Origin of the sequence: Dyadobacter endophyticus (genome assembly GCF_014641595.1) — a bacterium.
GTDB lineage: Bacteria > Bacteroidota > Bacteroidia > Cytophagales > Spirosomataceae > Dyadobacter > Dyadobacter endophyticus.
The window spans coordinates 560,307-583,371 of the sequence record NZ_BMIA01000001.1 but is presented as its reverse complement, the minus strand read 5'-3'; the positions used below and the strand labels follow the sequence as shown (position 1 = coordinate 583,371).

22 protein-coding genes are annotated in these 23,065 nt (G+C 48.5%); 7 read left to right on the top strand and 15 right to left on the bottom strand.

Features of this window, described 5'->3' with window-relative positions; translation table 11 throughout:
- Window positions 1-16 precede the first annotated feature (16 nt).
- Entirely contained in the window at window positions 17-748 is a 732-nt protein-coding gene (locus IEY24_RS02440) for a class I SAM-dependent methyltransferase (RefSeq protein ID WP_188928296.1), read from the top strand.
- Between the two features lie 93 nt (window positions 749-841).
- Here IEY24_RS02440 and IEY24_RS02435 read toward each other — a convergent pair whose 3' ends face one another.
- The 5 genes from IEY24_RS02435 to folP form a co-directional block, all read right to left on the bottom strand.
- Complete coding sequence (locus tag IEY24_RS02435; protein WP_188928295.1) at window positions 842-2,455, bottom strand: ABC-F family ATP-binding cassette domain-containing protein; 1,614 nt, start codon at window positions 2,453-2,455, stop codon at window positions 842-844.
- Between the two features lie 139 nt (window positions 2,456-2,594).
- Window positions 2,595-3,869 (bottom strand): lactonase family protein, encoded by a 1,275-nt coding sequence (locus IEY24_RS02430; protein ID WP_188928293.1) that lies wholly within the window; start codon window positions 3,867-3,869, stop codon window positions 2,595-2,597.
- Between the two features lie 168 nt (window positions 3,870-4,037).
- Window positions 4,038-4,301 carry a 30S ribosomal protein S20 gene (rpsT, locus tag IEY24_RS02425; protein WP_012779844.1) on the bottom strand — a complete coding sequence of 88 codons (264 nt, stop codon included), beginning with the start codon at window positions 4,299-4,301 and terminating at the stop codon, window positions 4,038-4,040.
- 103 nt (window positions 4,302-4,404) lie between these two features.
- Complete coding sequence (gene cdaA / locus IEY24_RS02420) at window positions 4,405-5,208, bottom strand: diadenylate cyclase CdaA (protein ID WP_188928292.1); 804 nt, start codon at window positions 5,206-5,208, stop codon at window positions 4,405-4,407.
- 37 nt (window positions 5,209-5,245) lie between these two features.
- Complete coding sequence (folP, locus tag IEY24_RS02415; protein ID WP_188928291.1) at window positions 5,246-6,097, bottom strand: dihydropteroate synthase; 852 nt, start codon at window positions 6,095-6,097, stop codon at window positions 5,246-5,248.
- Window positions 6,098-6,181: 84 nt separating this feature from the next.
- Between folP and IEY24_RS02410 the strand changes: the two genes are divergently transcribed.
- Genes IEY24_RS02410 through IEY24_RS02400 form a run of 3 tightly spaced genes read left to right on the top strand, consistent with a single transcriptional unit; the run spans window position 6,182 to window position 8,372 of the window.
- A complete protein-coding gene (locus tag IEY24_RS02410; RefSeq protein ID WP_229222063.1) occupies window positions 6,182-6,727 on the top strand; it encodes a DUF1599 domain-containing protein in 546 nt (181 codons plus the stop codon).
- Window positions 6,728-6,758: 31 nt separating this feature from the next.
- On the top strand, window positions 6,759-7,850 hold the full coding sequence (locus IEY24_RS02405; protein WP_188928289.1) for a BT_3928 family protein: 1,092 nt from the start codon (window positions 6,759-6,761) through the stop codon (window positions 7,848-7,850).
- Between the two features lie 18 nt (window positions 7,851-7,868).
- On the top strand, window positions 7,869-8,372 hold the full coding sequence (locus IEY24_RS02400; RefSeq protein WP_188928288.1) for a shikimate kinase: 504 nt from the start codon (window positions 7,869-7,871) through the stop codon (window positions 8,370-8,372).
- Between the two features lie 54 nt (window positions 8,373-8,426).
- On the opposite strand, the gene IEY24_RS02395 is transcribed toward IEY24_RS02400, so the two are convergent.
- Together IEY24_RS02395 and IEY24_RS02390 are read right to left on the bottom strand one after the other, a co-directional pair.
- A complete protein-coding gene (locus IEY24_RS02395) occupies window positions 8,427-9,986 on the bottom strand; it encodes an OmpP1/FadL family transporter (RefSeq protein WP_188928286.1) in 1,560 nt (519 codons plus the stop codon).
- Between the two features lie 103 nt (window positions 9,987-10,089).
- Window positions 10,090-11,373 (bottom strand): hypothetical protein, encoded by a 1,284-nt coding sequence (locus IEY24_RS02390; protein ID WP_229221230.1) that lies wholly within the window; start codon window positions 11,371-11,373, stop codon window positions 10,090-10,092.
- Window positions 11,374-11,562: 189 nt separating this feature from the next.
- Here IEY24_RS02390 and proS point away from each other — a divergent pair, with 189 nt between their 5' ends.
- Window positions 11,563-13,038, top strand: a complete 1,476-nt coding sequence (gene proS / locus IEY24_RS02385; protein WP_188928284.1) for a proline--tRNA ligase — start codon at window positions 11,563-11,565, stop codon at window positions 13,036-13,038.
- Between the two features lie 93 nt (window positions 13,039-13,131).
- Window positions 13,132-13,560, top strand: coding sequence for an FKBP-type peptidyl-prolyl cis-trans isomerase (locus IEY24_RS02380; RefSeq protein ID WP_188928283.1), 429 nt, complete (start codon window positions 13,132-13,134; stop codon window positions 13,558-13,560).
- Window positions 13,561-13,619: 59 nt separating this feature from the next.
- Here the strand turns inward: IEY24_RS02380 and IEY24_RS02375 are convergent, their stop codons facing one another.
- Together IEY24_RS02375 and dprA are read right to left on the bottom strand one after the other, a co-directional pair.
- On the bottom strand, window positions 13,620-14,249 hold the full coding sequence (locus tag IEY24_RS02375) for an AlbA family DNA-binding domain-containing protein (RefSeq protein ID WP_188928282.1): 630 nt from the start codon (window positions 14,247-14,249) through the stop codon (window positions 13,620-13,622).
- Window positions 14,250-14,253: 4 nt separating this feature from the next.
- Window positions 14,254-15,381, bottom strand: coding sequence for a DNA-processing protein DprA (gene dprA / locus IEY24_RS02370; RefSeq protein WP_188928281.1), 1,128 nt, complete (start codon window positions 15,379-15,381; stop codon window positions 14,254-14,256).
- Window positions 15,382-15,490: 109 nt separating this feature from the next.
- Between dprA and IEY24_RS02365 the strand changes: the two genes are divergently transcribed.
- On the top strand, window positions 15,491-17,314 hold the full coding sequence (locus IEY24_RS02365) for an alpha-amylase family glycosyl hydrolase (RefSeq protein WP_188928279.1): 1,824 nt from the start codon (window positions 15,491-15,493) through the stop codon (window positions 17,312-17,314).
- Window positions 17,315-17,383: 69 nt separating this feature from the next.
- Here IEY24_RS02365 and lepB (IEY24_RS02360) read toward each other — a convergent pair whose 3' ends face one another.
- The 6 genes from lepB (IEY24_RS02360) to IEY24_RS02335 all read right to left on the bottom strand — a co-directional run bounded on the left by lepB (IEY24_RS02360) (window position 17,384) and on the right by IEY24_RS02335 (window position 23,063).
- Window positions 17,384-18,565, bottom strand: a complete 1,182-nt coding sequence (lepB, locus tag IEY24_RS02360; RefSeq protein ID WP_188928277.1) for a signal peptidase I — start codon at window positions 18,563-18,565, stop codon at window positions 17,384-17,386.
- Between the two features lie 163 nt (window positions 18,566-18,728).
- A complete protein-coding gene (gene lepB, locus IEY24_RS02355; protein ID WP_188928275.1) occupies window positions 18,729-19,865 on the bottom strand; it encodes a signal peptidase I in 1,137 nt (378 codons plus the stop codon).
- 24 nt (window positions 19,866-19,889) lie between these two features.
- Window positions 19,890-20,603 carry a 4-hydroxy-tetrahydrodipicolinate reductase gene (gene dapB, locus IEY24_RS02350; protein ID WP_188928273.1) on the bottom strand — a complete coding sequence of 238 codons (714 nt, stop codon included), beginning with the start codon at window positions 20,601-20,603 and terminating at the stop codon, window positions 19,890-19,892.
- 33 nt (window positions 20,604-20,636) lie between these two features.
- The gene (locus IEY24_RS02345) at window positions 20,637-21,332 is read right to left on the bottom strand and encodes a DUF5683 domain-containing protein (RefSeq protein ID WP_188928271.1); all 696 of its coding nucleotides are present in this window, start codon (window positions 21,330-21,332) and stop codon (window positions 20,637-20,639) included.
- A gap of 3 nt (window positions 21,333-21,335) precedes the next feature.
- Window positions 21,336-22,253 (bottom strand): ParB/RepB/Spo0J family partition protein, encoded by a 918-nt coding sequence (locus IEY24_RS02340; protein WP_188928269.1) that lies wholly within the window; start codon window positions 22,251-22,253, stop codon window positions 21,336-21,338.
- A gap of 21 nt (window positions 22,254-22,274) precedes the next feature.
- On the bottom strand, window positions 22,275-23,063 hold the full coding sequence (locus IEY24_RS02335) for a ParA family protein (protein WP_188928266.1): 789 nt from the start codon (window positions 23,061-23,063) through the stop codon (window positions 22,275-22,277).
- Window positions 23,064-23,065 lie beyond the last annotated feature (2 nt).

Below are 23,065 nucleotides of genomic sequence, written 5' to 3'. Positions count from 1 at the left end.
ACTCGACATTCTACACATGCAGTTATCTGAAAACATAAAAGACTCCTATTCAAGCCAGTACAATGAAGGTTCTGTAAAATGGCGCAACACTGGTGCGCGTTATAAGGCGCTTAATATCATCGAGTTGTCTAAATCAATTCAATTCAAAAATGTGCTGGAAGTCGGTGCGGGTGAGGGAAGTGTGCTTAACTGGTTATCGCAACTCAATTTTTGCGACGACCTCAATTGCATTGAAATTTCCGAAAGCGGGATCGAGCAGATCAAGTCCAAGAACATCAAAAACCTTCACGATGTTCTCTTGTTCGACGGATACCAGATTCCTTACCCCGATAATCATTTTGACCTGGTCGTGTGCTCGCACGTATTGGAGCACGTGGAGCATGAGAGAATGTTACTGCGGGAAATCAAAAGGGTATCGAAATACCAGATTTTTGAAGTACCCATAGACTTTTCGTTCTATGTGGACCGGAAGCTGACGCATTTCCTCTCGTACGGACACATTAATATTTACACACCTTCATTGTTCCGGTTTTTGTTGAAGTCGGAAAACTTTGAAGTGAAAGATGATATTAACTACTTCTATCACGATGATGTGTTAAAACTGCTTTATGGGAAGAATAAATCGGCGTATTACATTACGAAAATCAAATTCGCATTGTTAAATATGGTACCTTTTTTAAGGGGTATTAAACCAAGCTCTTACGCGGTACTGACGCAAAAAACCGACAAGCAACTCTCTATTTTTTGAGAATAATATCTTCTTGTATAAAAACGAACGCCCCGTTTCGAAACGGGGCGTTCGTTTTTATAGGCGACCGCAGAGTGGTCTCCCGACTGAAAATCAATACAACTTCTGACGCTGCTCTTTCACGGTCTCGTCGGTCAGGAACTCGTCGTAAGTCATCAGCTTGTCGAGAATGCCTTTAGGTCCGATCTCGATAATGCGGTTTGCAACGGTTTCGACGAACTGGTGGTCGTGAGAATAGAACAGCAATGCGCCCGTAAAGTCGATCAGCCCGTTGTTCAAGGCCGTGATCGATTCGAGGTCGAGGTGATTGGTTGGGTCATCGAGTACCAATGCGTTCGCACCCGAGAGCATTGTACGCGAGAGCATACAACGCACTTTCTCGCCTCCTGAAAGTACTTTCGCCTTTTTCAACGACTCCTCACCGGAGAAAAGCATCCGGCCCAGGAAGCCCCGGATGAAGCTTTCGTCTTTTTCGTCGGAATATTGACGCAGCCAGTCTACCAGATTTAAATCTACATCAAAGAACTGTCCGGGATCTTTCGGGAAGTAGGATTTCGTAATGGTAACCCCCCAGGTGAAATCTCCTTTATCAGCCTTATCCACTTCAGTCACAATGTCAAACAATGCACTGATCGCCATTACATTGCGGCTCACAAATGCAATTTTATCGCCTTTATTAATGGTAAAGGTAAGGTTATCGAACAGCTTGGTACCGTCTTCGGCAGTTTTCGAAAGACCTTCCACGCGGAGAATCTGGTCACCCACCTCACGCTCCGATTTGAAAGCGATATAAGGATATTTACGGGACGAAGGCTTGATATCATCCACAGTAAGTTTTTCCAAAAGCTTGGCACGGGACGTAGCCTGCTTCGACTTAGAGGCATTCGCGCTGAACCGGCGGATAAACTCCTCCAATTCCTTGCGCTTGTCCTCCGACTTTTTATTGGCATCCTGGCGCTGCTTCAATGCAAGTTGGCTCGATTGGTACCAGAATGAATAGTTACCAGAGAACATCTGTACTTTGCTGAAATCGATATCCACTACGTGTGTACAAACTTCATCGAGGAAGTGACGGTCGTGGGAAACCACGATTACCGTATTTTTGAAGTCTGCCAGGAAGTTTTCCAGCCACAATACCGTTTCAACGTCAAGGTTGTTGGTAGGCTCATCGAGCAAGAGCACATCGGGGTTACCGAAAAGTGCTTGCGCGAGCAGCACGCGCACTTTATCGTTCGCATTCAGGTCGGCCATCAGCGAATGGTGCAGATCTTCGCCCAGGCTAAGGCCACTCAGAAGTTGTGCAGCTTCGGTTTCAGCCTCCCAGCCATTCAGATCGGCGAATTCGGCTTCGAGTTCAGCCGCTTTTTCGCCGTCAGCGTCGGTAAATTCTTCCTTTTCATAAATCGCCTCACGCTCCTTCATTATTTTGTAAAGGCGCTCGTGACCGAGGATCACCGTATCCATCACAGAATAGGCGTCGAATTCGAACTGGTCCTGTTTGAGGAACGTCATCCGTTCGCCGGGGTTCATGCTTACATTCCCCGTCTGCGGCTCGATTTCACCTGAAAGAATCTTCAAAAATGTTGATTTCCCGGCTCCGTTGGCACCAATTACGCCATAACAGTTACCAGGGACAAACTTTATATTTACTTCATCGAACAATACCCTTTTACCGTATCGCAGCGATACGTTCTGAACCGTAATCATCTGTAAATTGATTATTTATGAATGAGACCGCAAAATTACAAAAATCGGTCTGATTTAGCATCCTTGGGAGGACTAAATACAAACAAAACAGGCCGGTAACATACCGGCCTGCCTATTAAAATGGGCTATTTGCTACTGATCAAGGGATCACGCGCAATGTGTGTGCCCCTTTGGCCACACTCACTTTTGCCCCCTGCTTTTTCAAAGCCGGCGTATCGCCTTTGCTTACCGACCAGAATTCGACGCCACCATTACCGCTGCCGTATTCGAGGTATTCAAATACAGAAACTGCCAGGTTGGAGCCGTCCTTATCGAATGCTACGCTTTGCGGATAAATGCCATCGAATGGATAATCGGCTACTTTTGTCAACGCGCCGGTGGCAGCTATTTTATACAATGAGAGTGAAGCGCCTGTGCCAGCGCCTGCTTCCGCCCATGGCGAGCCACTTTTGCCTGCGTTCGCGGTTACAAGCAATGTACCATCGGGACTCAATGCAAACGAACCGGTATTCAGACCTGCCGGTGCTTGTCCGGACACTTTGTGCTCAACGGCGCCATCCATGGAGAAATCAACCACAATGACTTCCCCTTCCCCAGCACCTTTTCCTTGCGCGCCTTTTGTGTCAAGAACAAGATAATGCTTTCCGTCGGCGGTGAATTTTCCGAAAGAAGGATCAACACCCACTTTTACCGGCTTTCCTACCATCTCCACGTTTTTCAGCTTGCCTGCCTCACGAATCACTTTGTACAAGCCAACTTCATTGGAATTATCGAGGGTAAATGCAATGAAATCGCCTGATGGATGCCACGAAACGTCTATAATCCGACTAGTCGTATCTAATGCCGCAGGCAGGTTCAAAAAACGCGCCGGCTTACCGTCCGGGCCAGCCTCAATAAACACCAGTTCTTTGCCGGTATCGCTGGTAGAGAGAATCAGCTCGTTCTTGTTGACATCAATAGCCGTCGGCTTTTTACCAACCGGGAAGCCGAACTTAGCTTTCGGTGCCGCCAGATTACTGATATCGACCACAAACAGCTTTTCTCCTGCGGGGAAATCTTTTGACAGGTCTTTATACTCACCTACCCCGTCTTCGGGTCTGATCCGGTTTTCAAGCACAAATGCGAGGGTTCCCGTCGGGGACACGGCCAGCGTTTTGGAATAACCCAGCGCTGAATTGGAAACCAGGGCAGTCCCCAGGCCTCTGCTTCCTCTTTCCACCGGAAACTTGATGGTCGTGAGTTGGTCTTTTGATGTGTTGTCTCTTAATAGCTTCCCATCCACCAATGCAGAAGCTGCCAAATCGGCATCAGACACTACTACCAAGCCCCGTGCATTGAATGTAATGGGTGATTGGGCTATCGCCGGGATGCTTCCCAACGCAGCCAAACCAGCAAAGAATGCAACTTTTTTCATAGAAAAGAATTTAAGTTTTAGGTGGTTTGAACAATTTGAGTTTACATCAAAAAGAACCTTGCAGGGACATTTATACCCTGCAAGGTTCTTTTCAGAATTCGCAATATACAATAAAAAGAAAAACCCCGGCAAGCATTTGCCGGGGTTTCGGATCACAGGAAGTAAAAATTACGCTGCAACAGCAAGTCCGTTGACGAATTTCGCCAGTTTAGACTTCTGGTTAGAAGCTTTCTTCTTGTGGATGATATTTTTCTTCGCCAAACGGTCCAACATTGAAGATACAGTTTTGTATACTTCAACAGCTACTGCCTTATCAGACGTTTCACGCAATTTCTTGATGTATGAACGAGTAGTCTTGTGCTGGTAACGATTACGCAAACGCTTAGTCTCGTTAGCGCGGATTCTTTTTAAAGCTGATTTATGATTTGCCATTGGTAATGAATATTTTTCTATTTCTCATTTCAGTCTGCAAAAATAGAAATTGCAACTCAAAACGCCAAATTTCCTTTCAAAATATATTTTCAACTTAAATAATCTACTTCGGCATACGCTGAACATCCGAAGCCAGATACTCCTCTATACGGGATTCGAGCTCGTTATAGGGAATATTGCTATGAAGCTCGCCCTCTACTGCCAGCGATATCTTACCGGTTTGCTCTGAGATCACGATCACAATCGCGTCGGTAGCCTCACTCATGCCCATTGCTGCCCGGTGCCGAAAACCCAATGAAGAAGGCACGTCTACTCCGTCGGCGACGGGCAATACGCAGCGCGCAGCTTTCAAAACGCCGTCGACAATTATCACCGCACCATCGTGCAGCTCGCTATATTGATTAAAAAGGGACACGAGCAACGGCTTGGAAACCCTCGCATCCAGCATCTCTCCGGTTTCCACATATTTACCCAGATCATCACGCTTGTTCAATACAATCAGCGCACCGGTGAAATTAGCGGCGATCGTCTTGCTTGCGTCGATCACTTCTTTCAGGTTCTTGACCTTGAAATCCAGCATCGAGCTGCCGATGATCTTTTTAAGAAAACCATTGTTGGTGTAAATCGTCGATTTTCCAATGATCAGAAGAAAGCGGCGGATCTCCTGTTGGAAAATCACGATCAAAGCTACTGCTCCCACGCCCATAAAGTATTGCAGGATGGCCGTCAGCAGGCCCAGGCCAAGCCCTTTAACGACCAGGTAGAAGACATATACAAACAAATACCCCAGAAAAACCCGGCTTGCAATACTTCCCCGAACAAGGGTATATACCTGATAAAGAAGAATGGACACTAAAAAAACATCCAGGATATCAGCCCAATTGATGTTCAGAAAACCCACACGCATACGAAAGGTGATATTTTAAAGCGACTAAATTACTATTTTAATTTGGATAGTTACCGGCGGCCATCCATAGTTTTACCGCTTCCACGGCCGGCTTCACATCGTGCACGCGCAAGATCGACACCCCCCGCTCCAATGCAAGGGTATTGAGCACCGTTGTGCCATTTAACGATTCCTCTGGCGAAATATTAAGTGTTTTATAAATTGTCGTCTTGCGTGAAATGCCCACCAGTACCGGGTAACCGAGCAATTTAAATTGGTCCAGCTCCCGCATCAGCTCGAAATTCTGTGCGATGGTTTTCGCAAAACCGAAGCCCGGATCGATGATCAGGTCGCCAACTCCTTTGCTTTGCAGAACCGCCGCTTTTTGCCTCAAATCCCTTAGAATATCCGGCACCAGGCGCTCGTAGGCTGTCAGTTGGTTCATTGTTTGCGGCGTCCCGCGCATATGCATTAATATGTACGGTACGCGCAGACGGGCGACAGTCTCAAACATTGCATCATCGAGGGTGCCGCCGGCGACATCATTAACGACATGGGCGCCTTTGCCAATGCCTCTTTCGGCCACTTCGGCCCGAAAGGTATCAACAGAAATGATCAGGTCGGGAAAATACTTAGCTAGTGGTTCCACCGCCGATTCGATACGATCGCCCTCCTCCCCGACGCTCACATCGCGGGCTCCCGGGCGTGTGGAGTAGCCGCCAATGTCGAGCATTGCCGCCCCGTCCAACACCATTTGACCAGCTTTTTCGACAATCTGATCCGACGAAACCACCCGACTCCCGGAGTAAAACGAGTCGGGAGTGATATTGATAATGCCCATCACCAGAGGCGTCGACAGATCGAGCAGTGTGCCCCGGATATTGAGCGTTTTTTTACTAACTTGCAGCATAAATTCTTTTCAAAAACAGGCAAAGGAATGAATATCAAAGCATTCTCTTCCTACCGTCTGAAAGTCTCTAACTCATTTGAAACAGTGAAATCCACAGAATCGGAATATCAGGAAATCATTCAGTATTGCCAAGATCTTTTTACAAAAAAAAACAAGGACTACGGAACATCCTGGCGCATCCTGCGGCTCCCTTCCATTACAGATCAGATCTTTATCAAAGCCCAGCGCATCCGTACCATCCAGGACAAAGGCGTGCAGAAAGTGAATGAGGATGTGTCTTCGGAGTTCATCGGGATCATCAATTATTGCGTGATGGCACTGATCCAGATCGGCGCGGCAGAGGAACAACGACCGATCGACGATTCGGCATTAACAATTGTTTACAATCAGCAGGTGAACGAAGTAAAGGAATTGTTGTTTAATAAAAATCATGATTATGGCGAAGCGTGGCGCGACATGCGTGTGAGCTCCATGACCGACATCATTCTCATGAAACTTCTAAGGATCAAGCAAATCGAAGACAATCAGGGACTTACCCTAGTTTCCGAGGGTGTAAAAGCTGGCTACCAGGATATAATCAACTATTCGGTATTCTGCCTGATCAAATCGAATGCCTTAAAAACCAATTAACAAGACACTCCAAACCGCCGTCTAACCTGCAATGAAAATCTTTGCCCAGATCTCACGAGTTGTAGTAGGATTACTCTTCATTTTTTCCGGAATAATCAAGCTGAATGACCCGATCGGGACACAGTATAAACTGGAAGAATACTTTGAGGTTTTCGCGACCGATCTTCCCGCATTGCATGATTTTTTCATGGCACTCGTGCCGCTGGCGCTGTATTTCTCGGTTTTCCTTTGCACGGCCGAGGTGGTTTTGGGCATTGCGCTGCTGGTCGCTTACAAGCCCAGAACAATATCCTGGCTGCTGCTGGCGATCATTGTCTTTTTCACATTCCTAACATTCTACTCGGCCTATTTCAATAAGGTGACCGACTGCGGCTGCTTCGGTGCGGCGATTAAACTCACGCCGTGGACCTCGTTTGGCAAGGATATATTCCTGCTGGGGCTGATATTGGTAATCGTATATTACAGGAAAAAATTCAAATCCTATCCTACCGGTATCATCGTGGTGATTTCTACGCTGGTTTCGCTGGGTGTCGCCGTGTATTCATTAAGGCATTTACCTATTGTAGATATGCTGCCCTACCGGGTGGGTGCCAGCATTCCCGCGCAGATGAAGCCTTCGGAGCCGCTACGCTATTTGTATATTTTTGAAAAAGACGGCAAAACAGTTAAATATGAGCAGTATCCGAGTGACACTACGCTAAAATTCACGGAAATGGTGGTTCTCAACGAGGACGCCAAGCCCAAGATCACCGATTACAAAGTCTGGAACGATGCCGGCGATTTCACCGAAGGTACATTCCAGGGCAAAAAGCTCTTTTTGATCATTAAAAGCCTGACGGACATTAACACTGCTGCGTTGCCGGATATCAACAAGCTCATCAACGCGGTCAAAAGCAAGGGTGTGGAGCCGGTCATCCTCACCTCGGGCAACAGCGCAGACATAGCAAACTTCCTTTCGCAGCACCAGCTAACCGCGCCCTATTATTATGTCGACGCGACTGTCTTGAAAACCATTTCCCGGTCAAACCCCGGCTTGTGGCTGTTGAAAGACGGCGTTGTAAAAGGCAAATGGCACTACAACGACACGCCTACCGCCGAAGAAGTGGTGGATCTTGTCAAATAATGCCCTACACCAACCCAGATGAAGAATATTATCCTAGTCGGAATGATGTCATCCGGCAAAACAACTTTGGGCAAAAAGCTCGCCCGGGCATTGAACTACCAATTCGCAGATCTTGATAAGCTGATCGAGAAAGATCAGGGAATGGAGATTTCTGCCATTTTCGCCCAAAAGGGAGAACCCTATTTCCGGGAAGTCGAAAGCAGGATTTTGAAAGAAACCTCTTCCCAAAAAGGTATTGTACTGGCTTCCGGTGGCGGAACACCGTGCTTTTTCGACAATATGAATGTAATCCGGGAAATGGGCGTCAGCATTTTTCTGGATGTTCCTGCGGAAGATCTCGCAAGAAGGATCGAAAACCATGGCAAAGACGACCGCCCCATCCTGTCCGGTGCAACTTCACTTGTCGATACATTGCAAAGCCGCATTACCGACAGGCTCCCCTACTACTCGCAGGCTGACTTTACACTGAAAGGAGAAATAGACGTCAGCCATTTGCTGGAAATACTCACACCTTTGCTATAAACGTAAAAACCTGCTCATCGCAGGTATTTACGTTTACAGGCTCTACAAATAAGATCAGAAGAATACACCGCCTGTCACCATGACATTTACCGGCCGGTTGGTAATCTCGACGGATGCATAGTTGTTGGGATTGTTGAGATAATAAGGCGTATATGCCGATTTGTAGGTCGTAAAGGTACCTGTCAAATCCACAAAAAAACGGTCCGTACGCACACCCACCCCTGCCGAAGCGAGGATTTTACTACGGTCAATGCCGTCGTCACGCGTCAGGTAAGGGTCAGAAATATACGCGCCTCCGATCCTTGCCCGGAAGATGTTTGCCCTGACTTCTCCGCCTAGTCTGAAATTAACCGTGTTGCGGAAAGTATCCTTGACCACGGCGTTGTTATCGTTCTTAAAATCCCTGTTGCCGTCAGCATCGAGGAAGCTGGTTCTCAGCCGCATACCAGAGTAGCCCGCATATTCCACTGTGGCCGTCAGAAATCCTTTGTTTTGAAATAATACGGTCGCTCCAAAATTACCACGTATCGGGCCAATCAGATTATACTCAAAATCATTGGGGAGAACGGCAAGGGAAGTGTAAGGAGGCGTTATCAACTTTCCATCGGCATCCTTTACCTTTCCGTTGACATATCCCGCGCCTACGCTTTGGCTATAAGTCTCCTTAATCGCACTAAAAGTCGGGCTTATAAGCGTTCCCCCGATCTGGAACATGGGATTGAACCTATAAATAGCGCCCAACGAGAGGTTGACGCCACTCCCCCGGACCGTAAAGTCCTCAAACTGATCAATATAGGTCAATGCCGGACTATTGACATAATCGTCACTGAATGTATTCGAATATTCGTACCTGATCCGACTGAAACCAATATTACCACCCAGATAAAACTTGTCGTTCAAGTTTCCAGCGTAGGCCAGGGTCCATTGCGAAGTAGCGCCTTTGGAGGTAAATGTGCCTGTCTGGTCTACTACACTCCTATCGTCGATGGCTTGGAATGGAGACCCGTCTGGCGTTGTAGGATTGATCAGATACATATGATAATACGCCGCTGGCAACGAGTTTGCAATTTGTTCTCCATTCGTGCCGTTTTGCAAACCTTTCGAGAGCTCATCTGTGGTATATCGGGGATTCGCATTATTGATATTCTCCAAGACATTATCGATGTAAGCACTGTTGTTATTGCGCCCACCGTAGGTGTATCCGTTCTGAAATGACTGTTGCCGGGAGAATGAAATCCCGAACGCTGACCGCTTCCACTTACGCTGAAATCCCGGCTGGCTGGCGAACACAACCGAGGCCTGGGGAATGTTAAATAGGCTACTGCTCTCTTTGGTGTCATTTCCGAGGTAGTTGGATTTGGTACCTGCGATCGTTACTGCCGGGCTAAGCGTGAGCTCCGACCTGGTATAAAAACCCAAACCAGCCGGGTTACCGTGAATGGAACTTGGGTCACCTCCGATAGACGCATGGTTTCCACCGAGTCCCTGGAAACGGGCTGACCCGGTTTGATTAATTTCTGAATAGCGAAGCGCGTCGGTAGCGTATTGGGCAAATGCCGCAGATGATGCGAGCAGCGAAAATAGGAACGCAATTCCTGAATATGTTTTCGACATGGCAGTTAATACTTATTTCAATACAATTTAAACGAAAACCCTGCAAAATTATGACATTTTGCAGGGTTTGACTTGACTATCTCTGTTTCAGGACAATCGTAGATTATCTTGGACCTCTCGAAGAACGGCTCGAACTACCACCACCACCGCCGCCACTGCTAGATGGCGCGCTGTAACTTCTGGAAGGAGCACTGTACGACGGCTGACTGTAAGTACGGGTCGGCGCGCTATACGATTCACTTCTTGGTGTCGAGTAGCTTCTACTCGGCGTGCTGTAATCCGACTGGCTCCTCGATGGCGTACTGTTATTGTATGACGGTGCGCTGTAAGTCGAAGAGCTTCTCGAAGAACGAGGAGACGAATAGTAGCTTGCACCGTTGGTATTTCCGCCTTCGGACGAATAATTGCTTGAATTGGCAGATCGCGGACGTGAGTAGTAAGTATTACCGCCATCCACTACGGCGCGGGAGCCGTAAGATTCCCCGCTTGTTCTTCCGCCGCCGTTAGCCACAGCATTGCCGCGCCCTGAACGTTCCGATCTCGGCGAAGAATATGTATCGCCCGAAATCACACGGTTGCCATCCCGGCTACCTCTCGTTGAAGTTTCGGAACGTGAGCGTGAAGAGTTTACAAAATTGGAGTTGTAACGTTCCCTGCCACGGTTTCCGCTCGCATCCACCACACGTGGACCGTAAGTTCTTGAAATACCTCTTTCTGGGTTATTGATCACGATAACAGGGCGGCTGTAAGCCCAGGGCGAATAGCCGTAGCCGCCGTAGAAGCTATCGTAATATCCACCACCCCAACCGTACATGCTATTATAACCCCAAGGACTATATCCCCAAGGACTGTATCCAAATGGATCGTAGCCATAGCCCATCATACCTCCGTAACCCAACATACTGCCGTAGCCCCATGGTGAGTAGCCGAACATCGACCCGTAACCGAAGCCGAACGAAGGACGCATTCTGAAACCACCGTAACCGAAGTTAAGCGAAAGACCTGCATAGCTTCCGGGCCAATACGAGCCCAAACCACCGTAATAAGGGTTATTAAGGCTGGCTGAATTATATCCGTCGACAAAACCGGCATTGTAACCGACATCTGTCGAAACCTGACGCTTAAGACCTCTGGATGACAGATAATTTTCGTCGTAATAATCGGATGTACCGTTTTCGGAGTTCTTGCCCGTGTAGGCATAATCCGGATTGTCCAGACGGGAGACTTCCTGGTCTGCACCCCTGTCCGTCAACACGAGGCCTCCGCCGGAACTTCCTCCGTAGAGATCATCATATCCGTCGCCTGATCGTGATGCATATTGATTTGAAGTACATCCCCAAGCTCCCAACAGCACCAGTAAAGACAAATATTTTGCTTTATTGAACATACTCATGGCTTTTAAGGATTAAAAGTTTGTTGCTAATGTAGTTAAAAAAGGCGTTCCCAATACGAAGTAAACGTGCGTAACTATACATTAATTCCAAAGTTAACATAAAAAACTATCTTTGCAACTGCCTTGAAAAATGGGCTCGGATTAACGTAATACTCCATTTCAATTCCAAAATAATACAAAGTAATGAGTAAAGCCTTGCCAACACGAAGTGAAAACTACTCCGAATGGTACAATGAATTAGTGAAACGCGCCGACCTGGCCGAAAACTCGGCGGTAAGGGGCTGTATGGTGATCAAACCTTACGGTTATTCTATCTGGGAAAAAATGCAGCGCGCGCTGGATGACATGTTCAAGGAAACAGGCCATACAAATGCCTATTTTCCACTTTTCATCCCGAAATCGTACCTGAGCAAAGAGGCTTCACACGTGGAAGGTTTTGCCAAGGAATGTGCCGTAGTGACGCATTACCGTCTTAAAAACGATCCTGACGGCAAAGGTGTAATCGTTGACCCTGAGGCGAAGCTTGAAGAAGAACTGATCGTGCGTCCGACTTCCGAAACGGTCATTTGGAGCACCTACAAAAACTGGATCCAATCCTACCGGGACCTGCCGTTGCTGATCAACCAATGGGCAAACGTGGTACGATGGGAAATGCGTACGCGCCTGTTCCTGCGTACGGCCGAATTCCTCTGGCAGGAAGGCCACACTGCGCACTCCACTTCACAGGAGGCAATCGCAGAAACGAAGCAAATGCTGGAAGTTTACGCGCAATTCGCCGAAGAGTGGATGGCCCTTCCGGTTGTAAAGGGTGTTAAAACTGCCAACGAGCGTTTTGCGGGTGCAGAAGACACCTATTGTATTGAAGCGATGATGCAGGACGGAAAGGCATTGCAAGCAGGTACTTCCCACTTCCTGGGCCAGAACTTCGCAACCGCATTCGATGTAAAATTCCAGGACAAGGAAGGCAAGCTCGATTACGTTTGGGGAACGTCCTGGGGCGTGAGCACGCGGCTGATGGGCGCTCTGGTGATGGCCCATTCCGATGACGCAGGTCTCGTACTACCTCCTAAACTGGCGCCAATCCAGGTGGTAATCGTTCCGATCTACCGCAACGAGGAGCAGCTTGCGCAGATTTCCGAAAAAGTAGGAGAAATTGTAAAGCAGCTTAAAAAGCTGGGCATCAGCGTCAAATATGACAGCAGTGATAACAACAAACCTGGTTTCAAATTTGCCGAATATGAGCTGAAAGGTGTGCCTGTAAGGCTTGCGATGGGCGGGCGTGATCTTGAAAACGGGACAGTAGAAGTAGCGCGCCGCGATACTAAAACCAAAGAAACGGTTTCAATCGAAGGTATCGCAACTTACATTCAGGATCTGCTCGATAATATACAGCAAGCCATTTACGACAAGGCATTGGCTTTCCGCGAAGAGAATACCTATAAGGTTGACTCGTTTGAAGAATTCAACAGTATTCTAGATACCAAAGGCGGGTTTATACTTGCGCACTGGGATGGAACTTCCGAGACCGAAGATAAGATCAAGGAAGAAACCAAGGCAACGATCCGCTGTATTCCTCTCGACCAGGAGGCCGAAGAGGGCGTTTGCATTTACTCGGGCAAACCGTCGAAAGGACGTGTGGTTTTCGCCCGGGCATACTAATTTATATTTTCATTATTCGTGAAAGTTTTTTCCCGGAAAGACTTTCCGGGAAACCTTTCACGAATACTTTTTTAACCAAATCAATATAGAACTATGAGTCAGGCAAAGGCTGGTGACAAAGTGCTGGTACATTATAAAGGTACCTTACCGGACGGGCAACTTTTTGATTCTTCCGAGGGACGGGAGCCTTTGAGTTTCACGCTGGGAAGCGGACAGGTCATCAAGGGATTCGACGACGGTGTGACCGGCATGGTAATCGGCGATAAAAAAACGATCAATATTCCTAACGAGGAAGCATACGGGCCGTTGAACGAAGAAATGATCGTCAAATTCGAACGTGCACAGATTCCGGCTGACATTCCTTTGGAAATCGGAGGAACACTGAATATGCACCAGGACGGTGGCCAGGTTATCCCGGTTGTTGTGAGAGAAGTGACTGAGGAGTACGTGGTGCTGGATGCAAACCACCCATTAGCTGGTCAGGACCTTATTTTTGAACTGGAACTGGTTGGTATCAACTAATAGTCCGATAAAATTGTATGCGGTCGGCCGCCCGGCAATCCGGGGCGCCGACCGCGTTTTTATTCGGTCCATTTTAGGCTGAAACTTTCCGGTTTACCTCTGGAAAGTTTCAGTAAAATCTGTCGTGCGGCCAAGTCCTGCAACATTCGCTCGGCCCTCTTTTCGGAGATATTAATGATTTTTGAAAACGCCTTCGCTGTCACCGAATCTGTTTCTTTGAGGTATGTTATAAGCGTTTTGACGTGCCGCGTAGCTAGTAATTTTTCTGTTTCGGTATCGACTCCATTATAAAGCAGCAGCCTGGGAATAGGCATGCTTTTGTCTTTGACGCGAACATAGATAATGCGCTCCCCTTTCTCATTTAGCGTGTGATGCGGCTTGTCATCACTTTCACTGACGGTCACCCACAAAACCTTCCTGCCGTCCAGGTTCTCTGTCTTGATCTGTACGACTAATTCCGGCTCTATCAGCTTCACAAGTGCTTTTTCAAGCTTTTGTAGCTCGCGCAGCTCTGACTGTACGCCCATAATAGCACCATGATCAGCCACGCCGATCAGCAGATTGCCACCCGACGTGTTGGCAAAGGATACAATGGTTTTGGCAATCTTGAAAGGGCTGTCGACAGTCCTTTTAAACTCGATGGTAAGCCCCTCTCCCTCCTTTATTAACTGAATGATACTTTTATCCATGCATTTAAATCAACCCATATTTCTTGCCCGGCATCGACCGGACCATCCCCTGGAATTCTAGGTTTAGCAGCAGCGAAGCAAGCCTGTTCAAATGCATGCCCGACTGCCAGGCTAGCTCATCGAGCTGCATCGAGCCCCGCTGTTTTAACAGCGAAAGCACCTGGGCTTCCTCCTGTGTAAAGCCTTCAAATGTGATCACCGGGTCGTTTGTCATCACGCCTGACCCAATTTGCGGCGCTCCTTTGAGCCACCCCAAAGTTTCGGCCATATCTTCTACCGACGTGAAAATAGAAGCTTTGTGATCACGGATCAAAAAGTTACATCCCTCCGATTGCGCCTCGTTGATCGCGCCCGGAACCGCAAAAACCTCCCGGTGGTAATTCTGGGCAAATTCAACGGTGATCAGGCTCCCGCCGGTCCGCCCCGACTCCACTACAATGATAACATCACTAAGGCCGGCAATAATTCGGTTTCGCGCCGGAAATCTCATAAAATCGGGCTTGGTCCCTAACGCGTTTTCGGTAACGATTCCGCCATTGTCCTGCATTTCGAAAGCAGTACGCTGATGAGGGGCCGGATAGATCACATCCAGCCCACTTGCCATCACACCTAACGTCGCCAGGTTGTTCCGCAGACAATGCCGATGTGCAGTGATATCCACACCATATGCCAACCCGCTTACCACAAGCGGCTGATAAGGCACCAGATCTCGAATGATATTTTCGGTAATCAACTTCCCGTACTCACTAATTTTCCGCGTACCTACGATCCCAACTGTACGCGGCCAGTTGAAATCGGTAGTGCCTTTTGTATATAAGGCAACAGGCGCATCATACAGCGCCCGGAGACGCACCGGATAATCCGGATCATTGAAGGAAAGTAATTGCGTTCCGGTTTTGCGGCATTCGGCAAGCTCTCTTTCAGCCAGTTCCAATGTGTTTTTACTCAAAACCGATTTCACGATCTTATCGCCGATTCCGGGAATCTTGATAAGCTTTTTGTAATCGGCCTGAAAGACCTGGAAGGCGCTGCCGCAGTGGCTAATGAGTTGACGGATCGTCACGGCGCCGATTCCGGGCGTGTGCATAAGCGCGAGGATGCAGATTTTCTCTGCGTCGGAGGATGGTTGCATGATATAGTGTGTTGGTTGAGTTTGTGGACTGCTGACGGCTGGCATGCATTTTGCCCATATACGTCAACAGTTCATTTTCAAAAATATAACAATAATCTGAAAACCATATATGGAAAACCTCGAAACCGAAGTCGCCGAAACAGAGCAGCATTACCAAGGCATGGGTGCCACCTGCCATCCCGAAGGAGTTTATTACCGTGTCTGGGCGCCACATGCCGAAAGCGTTTCGGTCATAGGAAGTTTCAACAATTGGGATGCCTCCGCCAACCCGCTGCAATCCGAAGATAATGGCATGTGGGGCGCACTGGTCGAAAATTCGAAGGAAGGGGACGAATATAAGTATTTCCTCAAAACGCCCGCCGGCGAGCTGCACCGCAATGATCCCTATGCCTTAAAGATGACTAATTCTGCGGGTAATTGCCTCGTATACAACCATGGATCTTTCGACTGGCAGGATGTCACTTTTCAAATGCCCGGCTGGCATGAAGTGGTGATTTATGAGCTGCATGTTGGTACTTTCAATGTAAAAGAGGAAGGACAGGTGGGAACATTTTATACGGCAATCGAGCGTATTCCTTATCTGAAAGAAATGGGCTTCAACGCAGTGGAACTGATGCCCTGCTCCGAATTCCCTGGTTCGCGATCATGGGGCTATAATCCTGCAAGCCCCTTTGCGATAGAATCCGATTACGGCGGCCCGGATGGCTTGAAGGCATTTGTAAAGGCCGCACATGAGGCGGGCATCGCCGTAATTCTAGATGTTGTCTACAACCACTTCGGTCCGTCGGACCTCGACCTGTGGCAGTTCGACGGCTGGCAAGAAAACGACGGCGGCGGCATTTACTTTTACAACGATTGGCGCTCGGAAACACCCTGGGGAAACACCCGTCCCGACTACGGCCGTGGCGAAGTGCGCCAATACATCCACGATAATGCGATGATGTGGCTGCGGGATTACCGCATCGATGGCCTGCGGATGGACATGGTCCCCTACATCCGGAATGTGAAAGCCAATGGCAACCCCGGTGATGACATTCCCGAAGGTATTTCGCTGATGCAGTGGATCAATAAAGACATTCGCGACAGCTACGGCAACTGCATTACCATTGCCGAAGACATGCATTCGCTGGACTTTATCACCAACTCGGTCGAAAATGGCGGCCTGGGCTACGGATCGCAATGGGACGCAGAATTCGTCCACTCGATACGCGATGCGATTATCACGGCCAACGATCAGGACCGCAATATGGACAGCGTAGTCGCAGCAATTACTAACCGCTACAACTCGGATTCTTTCCAGCGCATTATCTACACCGAATCACACGACGAAGTAGCCAATGGCAAGGCACGCGTAGCGGAAGAAATCGCCGATGGTGATGTGAATAACTGGTATTCCAAAAAACGCGCTGCGCTGGGCGTCGCATTGGTACTCACTTCACCGGGTATTCCGATGATTTTTCAGGGCCAGCCACTGTTGGAAGACAAATGGTTTTCGGACAGTGATCCAATCGACTGGTCGAGGCTGGAAAAATTCAGCGGTTTCGCCGAATTGCACCGTGATATGATCCACATCCGGAGAAACTGGTTTGGCGTGACCAAAGGTCTTCAAGGCCAGAACGTCGGGATTATCAGACAGGATGATGAGAAAAAAGTGATCGTCATGCACCGCTGGGACGGAGGCGGGCCGAAAGATAGTGTCGTAGTGGTATTTAACCTCTCAACCGAAACTTTCACCGATTACAAGGTCGGATTCCCTCGGGCGGGTAAATGGCCCTTGCGGTTTAACAGCGATAATGAACACTACGATGCGGATTTCTCCAACCTGGGCGTCTTTGACATAGATACGGTGGAGGGAGAAATGGACGGGTGCAGCCAGTTCGGGGCGTTGCAGATTCCCCCCTACTCGGCTTTGATCTTTTCGCAGGAAGAGTAATTATATGGAGGAAGGGGAGGAAAGGGATCAGTCTAATCAACCCTTCCTCCCCTTCCTCCCTTTCTCCTCCTATTCTATAATCCTGAAAATACGGTCCCAGCGGATTTTTTTGAGGAAGCTGGTCGGGTTTGGGTCAATAGACATCCAGACAAAAACTGCTTTCCCTACAATGTGGTCTTTGGGTACAAAGCCCCAGTACCGCGAGTCGGCGGAATCGTGGCGGTTATCACCCATCATGAAATAATAATCTTGCTTAAATGTATAGTCGCTGATTTGCTTACCTGCGATTGTAACTTTGTTATTCTCGATTACGACATTCTCATTGCCGTCATAATTCCGGATAATATCTCCGTAAAGCGCGATGTTGACCTCAGTTAATGGTACTGACATCCCTGCCTCGGGTATTGCAATCGGTCCGTAGTTATCCTTATTCCAGTCTACCGCATCGGTTGTCGGGAACAGGTAGGGCTCTTTCAGGCCCTTTTCCATAAAAACCGGTTCTACGCGTTTTACGAAATCATAGGTTTTGAGCCTTTCTGCAAGCGCCGCGGTTGTCTTCACTATATAACCTGCCTCATCGTTGGCGGCTACGCTGTCGCCAAATGTCTCCGTAAATTGAGTGTAATCGACAATACCATTCTTTCTGAACACATTCTCCTCATTCACGGCTGTTTTAACTGAAACAAAAAATTCGTTCTGCATGCGTGGCGGCAATTCCTGCACATGCCCGTTCACATACACCTGCCCGTGCCGGACTTCCAGTTTATCGCCCGGAATACCTACGCACCGTTTGATGTAGTTCGACCGCAGATCGGTCGGATGTGGGCGCAGGTCGGGTAGCACATTACTGTATTTCTGATACATATCCGGATGTTCGACAGGCAGGTAAAACACGACTACATCTCCATTTTTAACATCGGTGAAACCAGGCAACCGGTATTGTGGAAGCCTGATCCAGTCGAGGTAGGAAGGAATGCTCGTGCCCCAGATCGTCTGATGCGTGAGCGGCATCTGCAATGGTGTGACAGGCGTGGTCGTACCATAATGCAACCTGCTCACAAATAGGTAATCACCCACAAGCAGGCTATTCTCCATCGAAGGCGTTGGAATCACAAATGCGCTGAAAAACAGCCACCGGATCAATGTGGCTGCGACTACGGCGAAAAGAATCGAGTCAAACCATTCCCGGAAGGCTGATTTCTTTGGTGCAGGAGTGCTGGTCGGTTTAGAAATTATCTCTGCAAGTGACATGAGGACGCTATGTTTGGACGGCATAAAAGCCGATATTCTACCTGCAATATAACTTTAAACACAATAACGCAACAAACATTATATATTATTATTTTATATATTAATGCAAAAAGAAAGGGAAGAACGTTTCGGCTCTCCCCTTTCGCAATGTCTGTTCAAACCACTAATTAATCACCCGGAAAATGCGGCTCCAACGAATCTTGTTGAAGAAGCTCGTCGGGTTCGGATCGATGGACATCCATACGAATACCGCCTTGCCAACGATATGATCCATCGGCACGAAGCCCCAATAGCGCGAATCGGCCGAGTTATGACGATTATCCCCCATCATAAAGTAGTAATCCTGCTTGAACGTATAGCTGGTGATGGCCTTGCCACCCACTTTCACCGATTTTTCATCGATTACCACATCCTCATTATCCTCATAATTTTTGATGACCGGGCCATAAGTTGCAATATTCTCCGGCGTCAGCTGCACGGTCATGCCTTCCTTCGGAACGGTAATCGGGCCATAATTGTCGCGATTCCATTTAAAAAGCGATGAGTTCGGGTAAAGCATCGGTTCGCTGATATCCTTGGGCGATTTAACCAGGGTGATGCTCTTCACAAAATCATAGCTTTTAAGCTTTGCCGCGATTTCCGTGGTCGTAAAAACCAGGTAACCCATTTGCTCATTGCCTTTGATCGTGTCGTTATCGCCTTCCGTATAGGTATTGAATTCGGAAACACCGTTTTCGCGGAAAACTTTTTCCTCATTGACTGCCGTTGTGGTCGCCACGAAGTATTCGTTCTCCATGCGCACAGGGTTTTCCATCGCCTGGCCGTTGGCGTAGACCTGCAAATCGCGCACTTCAACCTTATCACCTGGAATACCTACGCAGCGTTTGATATAATTGGTTTTTAAATCAACCGGATGTTGCAATTCGGGCGGGTAGTTGAACACTACCACATCGCCTCTTTTCACTTCACTAAAACCCGGCAGACGGTATTGCGGCAGCTGGACCAGGCTCGTGTAGGAAGGAATGTTGGTCCCCCAGATGGTCTGGTGCGTGAGTGGCACCTGTAAAGGCGTTTTGGGCGTGCGGGTACCATAATGCAGCTTGCTAACGAAAAGGAAATCGCCTACGAGCAGGCTGTTCTCCATCGAAGGCGTCGGGATGGTAAATGCTTCAAAAAACAGCCAGCGGATCAGGGTTGCGGCAACTACCGCGAACAAAACGGAGTCGAACCACTCCCGTGCAGGCGACTTTTTCTTCTTGGATTCAACTGAACTGGAAGTCAACTCTTTATTAACAGCCATGCGATGATTGATAGTTAGAATACTTTAAATTTTGAGGAGGTCGTTCATCCCGAATACCCCGAATTTGCCCGGAAGCCATTCGGCAGCTACAACGGCGCCCAATGCGAAACCCTGGCGGTTGTGTGCCGTGTGGGAGATTTCGATGGTATCCACTTCCGATTCGTAGCGGACAATGTGGGTCCCGGGTATTTCGCCGCGGCGCTCGGCCAGGATTTGCAGGTAACCTTCCTCATTATCGGGGGCCAGCTTCCAGCCGTCGATGTTTCCCATTTCCTCCACAATGCCTTCGGCAAGTGTAATGGCAGTTCCGCTTGGTGCATCGAGCTTGTGAATATGATGCACCTCGGTCATCGAGCTTTGGTATTCATGACCGTTCATCAGCCTCGCCAGCATACGGTTGAGGCGGAAAAACAGGTTTACGCCAATGCTGTAATTGGATGCATAGAAAAAGGACCCTGATTGCGCTTTGCAAAGTGCCTCCACTTCGCTGCGGTGGTCGAGCCAGCCTGTGGTGCCGCACACGATCGGCCAGCCTTTTTTGAGGCAATAAATGATATTTTCAAAAGCGGATTCGGGGGAACTGAACTCGATCGCCACATCCACGTCGGCAGTTTGCAGCTTGTCCATTTCTGCCCGGTTTTGCACATCAATTTTTCCAACGATCGAATGTCCCCGGTCAAGGGCAATCTGTTCGATCGTCTTCCCCATCTTTCCGTACCCGAGTAATAGTATTCTCATTAATCTGTTATTTGAAATCAGTACTCTTTTAAATCACTTCATATTAAAAACCAGTCGAACACCCGGCGTCGGGGTCAGCATAGACGGCTGGTTCAGCTTCGGGCTCACATTCAAAGTAAGGTCGTCCGAAAGGTCAAAGGTCTTCAAATGCGCTGCCACGTTGGCTTCGATGATGGATAGCGTATAAATCAGGCCAGTTACTATAATGGCAAAGCCGCGGTTTCGCCGCCAGTAGTTTTTCTGACGCACGATCTGGCTCTCGGTCGCATCCCGGTATTCGCTGCTCGTATTCAGCAGGTTTCTCACCCTCACATTTACCGTAGCGTCATCACTTGCCAATTCCTTTTTTTTCGTACCATAAGCAGGATCGTTTTTGTCCAGAATATAAAAGGACTTGTACGCATTCAGAAAGTCGTGGTACTTGATGGTATTCAGGTAATAGGTATAAAGCCCTCCGCCGAACGCCAGGTATACAATCGGCGCCTTCCAATAATCCCGGTTGTAAATCTGCCCAGCTCCCGGAATCAGAGCCAACCGTGTGGCCGTTTTCGGCACCGGCATCCATTTCTTTTTAACGTTTTTTAACGAATCCGCCCGGGCCAGAGTAGTACTGTCTAATACGATAGTCGGCAATTTCTCGCTTTTCAGACTGTCCTTTTTACCCTCTGTCTGTGCTGAGATCCGACCTGAAAACAGCAAAATCAACCCTAACAAAACCCAGTTTTTCAACGCTTATTTAAATTTCAGTGTTTCTAAAATCTTTTTCAGTTCGTCCTGAGAGCCAAAAGGGATCTTGATTTCCCCTTTATGCTGCTCATTGCTCTTAACAGACACCTTTGCCCCGAAATAGGACGAAAGCTGGAACTGTAACGACTTTATTTCCTGATTAATTGTCGGCTGCTTTTTGGCCTCGGTGCTGATATTACTCATCATTCCGAGCTTGCGCACCTCGTCTTCCACCTTTCTTACCGACCATCCTTCTTCGATGATCTGGTTAAAAATTTTGAGCTGGCTCTGGTCGCTGTTGATCGTGATCAACGCCCGGGCATGACCCATACTGATTTTATCGTCACGCAATGACGCCTGGATCACCGGAGGCAGTTTCAGCAAGCGGATATAGTTGTTGACGGTCGTACGGTTCTTCCCTACGCGCGCCCCAAGCTCCTCCTGTTTGAGGCTGCATTCGAGGATCAGGCGCTGGTAGCTTAGTGCAATCTCGATCGCATTCAGGTTCTCACGCTGGATGTTCTCGATAAGTGCCATTTCCAGCATTTGCTGGTCATTCGCTGTGCGGATGTAGGCAGGAATCGTCGTCATACCCAACGACCGGGAAGCCTGTAAACGGCGCTCCCCTGAAATCAACTGATAAGTATCTTCCGAAAGCTGGCGCACTGTAATCGGCTGGATAATGCCTTGCACCCGGATCGAATCGGCGAGCTCATTAAGTGATTCCTGGTCAAACTTCGTCCGCGGCTGGTAAGGGTTGGCCTCAATCTGGCTGACCTCGATCTCGTTCATCGAACCGATGACCTCGGCTGTTGAAATGCGTGCGCTGGCCCTTGGCGGGTTCATCTTCTCGGAGTCCTGCAGAAGAGCGCCTAGCCCTCTTCCCAGTCCGGTCATTTTTTTCGTCTTGCTGCTATTCTCCATTGCCTGTTCGTACTATCGTGATCAGTTCACCCTATCGGAAGAGAGCAAACCGTTTTTACTGAGAATCTCTCTTGCAAGGTTCAGGTAGCTAACGGCCCCTTTGCTGTCCGAATCCTGCGCCATGACAGGGATCCCGAAGCTCGGCGCCTCACTGATACGTACGTTTCGAGGTATGATGGTATTGAAAACAAGAGATTCGAAGTGATTGGTAACCTCGTTCACTACCTGGTTGGACAGACGCAGGCGGAGGTCATACATCGTGAGCAGAATACCCTCGATGATCAGGCCGGTATTCAGCCGGGACTGAATGATTGTAATGGTGTTTAACAGCTTACCCAAGCCTTCCAAGGCGAAATATTCACATTGTACCGGAATGATCACCGAATCGGCGGCGGTGAGGCTGTTGATGGTGATAAGGCCTAGCGATGGAGAGCAGTCAATGATGATAAAGTCGTACTCATCGCGAACCTCCGCGATGGCGTCCTTCATTCTATGCTCACGATTTTTAAGGTTGATCATCTCGATCTCGGCACCTACCAGGTCAATATGCGACGGCAGCAGGTTCAGGTTTGGAAAATCGGTTTGCAGGATGATCTCCGAAGTTCGCGCCTGCTCCACCATGCATTCGTAAATGCTGTTCTCCATCTCCTGCGGGTTGAAACCAAGCCCCGAGGTCGAGTTCGCCTGAGGGTCGGCATCAATAATGAGTGTGCGGAATTCAAGCGCAGCCAGACTGGCCGCCAGGTTAATAGCAGTGGTGGTTTTCCCTACTCCTCCTTTTTGGTTTGCAATTGCAATTACTTTGCCCATGT